This is a genomic window from Stenotrophomonas sp. PS02298 (assembly GCF_029959445.1).
Classification (GTDB): domain Bacteria; phylum Pseudomonadota; class Gammaproteobacteria; order Xanthomonadales; family Xanthomonadaceae; genus Stenotrophomonas.
Genome location: NZ_JASCOR010000311.1, coordinates 1 through 1,644, shown reverse-complemented (window position 1 = coordinate 1,644; position 1,644 = coordinate 1). Strand labels below are relative to the sequence as shown.

At 59.3% G+C, this 1,644-nt stretch carries 2 protein-coding genes and 3 tRNA genes; all 5 read right to left on the bottom strand.

All coding sequences use genetic code 11. The annotated features are described in order from the left end of the window. Positions 1-217: GTP-binding protein (locus QMX78_RS21360; RefSeq protein WP_282270669.1), on the bottom strand; the 217-nt coding region annotated here is incomplete at its 3' end. A gap of 49 nt (positions 218-266) precedes the next feature. Continuing rightward, positions 267-342 (bottom strand) — tRNA-Thr (locus QMX78_RS21355). 38 nt (positions 343-380) lie between these two features. After that, a tRNA-Gly gene (locus QMX78_RS21350) sits at positions 381-454 on the bottom strand. A gap of 28 nt (positions 455-482) precedes the next feature. Beyond that, positions 483-568, bottom strand: a tRNA-Tyr gene (locus QMX78_RS21345). A 137-nt stretch (positions 569-705) separates the two neighbouring features. Beyond that, the coding region (locus QMX78_RS21340; RefSeq protein ID WP_282273448.1) for an isoaspartyl peptidase/L-asparaginase at positions 706-1,644 on the bottom strand (939 nt) is incomplete at its 5' end.

The window sequence follows — 1,644 nt, the reverse complement described above, 5'->3', positions numbered from 1 at the left end:
CGGATTCGTACTCAACGTGTGCGGTCGAGATCGTGATGCCACGTGCCTTTTCTTCCGGCGCGGCGTCGATCGAGGAGTAATCCTTGAACTCGCCACCGAAGCGCTCTGCACCGATCTTGGTCAGTGCGGCAGTCAGCGTGGTCTTGCCATGATCGACGTGGCCGATAGTACCGACGTTAACGTGCGGCTTGGTACGCTCGAACTTGCTCTTGGACATGGCTGCTTCTTCTCGGTAACAGGGTTAGTTGTGCACTATCTGCGAAAGATGGTGCTCACGAAAGGAATCGAACCTTCGACCTCCTCCTTACCAAGGAGGTGCTCTACCGACTGAGCTACGTGAGCGAGTTGTCTATTATGCCGTGTTTTTTCGTTTCGTTCAATGGAGCGGGAGACGGGAATCGAACCCGCACCATTAGCTTGGAAGGCTAAGGTTCTACCGTTGAACTACTCCCGCACCGGGAAAACACGTCACAACATAAAACTGGTGGAGGGAGGTGGATTCGAACCACCGAAGGCGTAAGCCAGCAGATTTACAGTCTGCCCCCGTTGGCCGCTTGGGTATCCCTCCATTCCACTCCCTTGTCGAGGACCGCGGCCTTGCCGGTCAGGGGTGGGTGAGCTCGCTATTTTGGTGATCAGCGCCGATGCTGTCAACAGAAATCTTCACATTCGGTGAAATTTCTTTTTCGGCATCGGCGGTGCCGATCACTCGCCGGGCATCTTAATCTTTTCGTCGGCAAAAATCGCCACGTGCGGCACGCCATCGGCACCAATCCAACCGCGATACATGCCTTCGGTATTGAACGGCATCGACGCCTTGCCATCCGCAGACAGAACGATACCGCCGCCATCGCCGCCGAGCTCTGGCACGCGCTTGACGATCACTTCATCGCCGGCCTGTGCAGGTGTTTCCTTCAGGTACTTCATGCGCGCACAGATCTCATGCGCGACGGACAGGCGGATGTAGTACTCACCCCAGCCCGTGCCTGAAACCGCGCATTGATCATTGGCATAGGTACCAGCGCCGATGATCGGCGAATCACCAACACGTCCATAGCGCTTGTTGGTCATGCCGCCAGTGGACGTGCCCGCGGCGAGCTTGCCCTGGTTGTCCAGCGCGACCGCACCGACGGTGCCGAAATGCTTGGCGGTCTCCAGATCGGCATGTGCCTGCCCCGTCGCCTCTTCCTTCAATGCACGCTGCAACTGCTCCCAGCGCTTCTCGGTACGGAAGTAGGACGGATCCACCAGTTCGATCTTCTGCTCGGCGGCAAACATCTCCGCGCCCTGCCCCACCATCATCACGTGCGGCGAATGCTCCATCACCGCGCGCGACAGCAGGATCGGGTTCTTGACCGTATGCACGCCAGCGACGGCACCAGCACGCAGCGTGGCGCCATCCATCAGCGAGGCGTCCAGCTCATTCTTGCCGTCATGGGTGAACACCGCACCGCGACCTGCATTGAAGGTCGGATCGTTCTCCAACACGGTGATCGCGGCTGTCACCGCATCCAGTGCCGGTTTGCCAGCAACCAACGCCTGATGACCTTGACGCAATGCCTCGGTCAGCGCCGCACGTGCGGCGCGCTCTTCTGCAGCGCGGAAATCCTTGCGCTCCCCCCCCCCCCCGCCATGGATGACCAC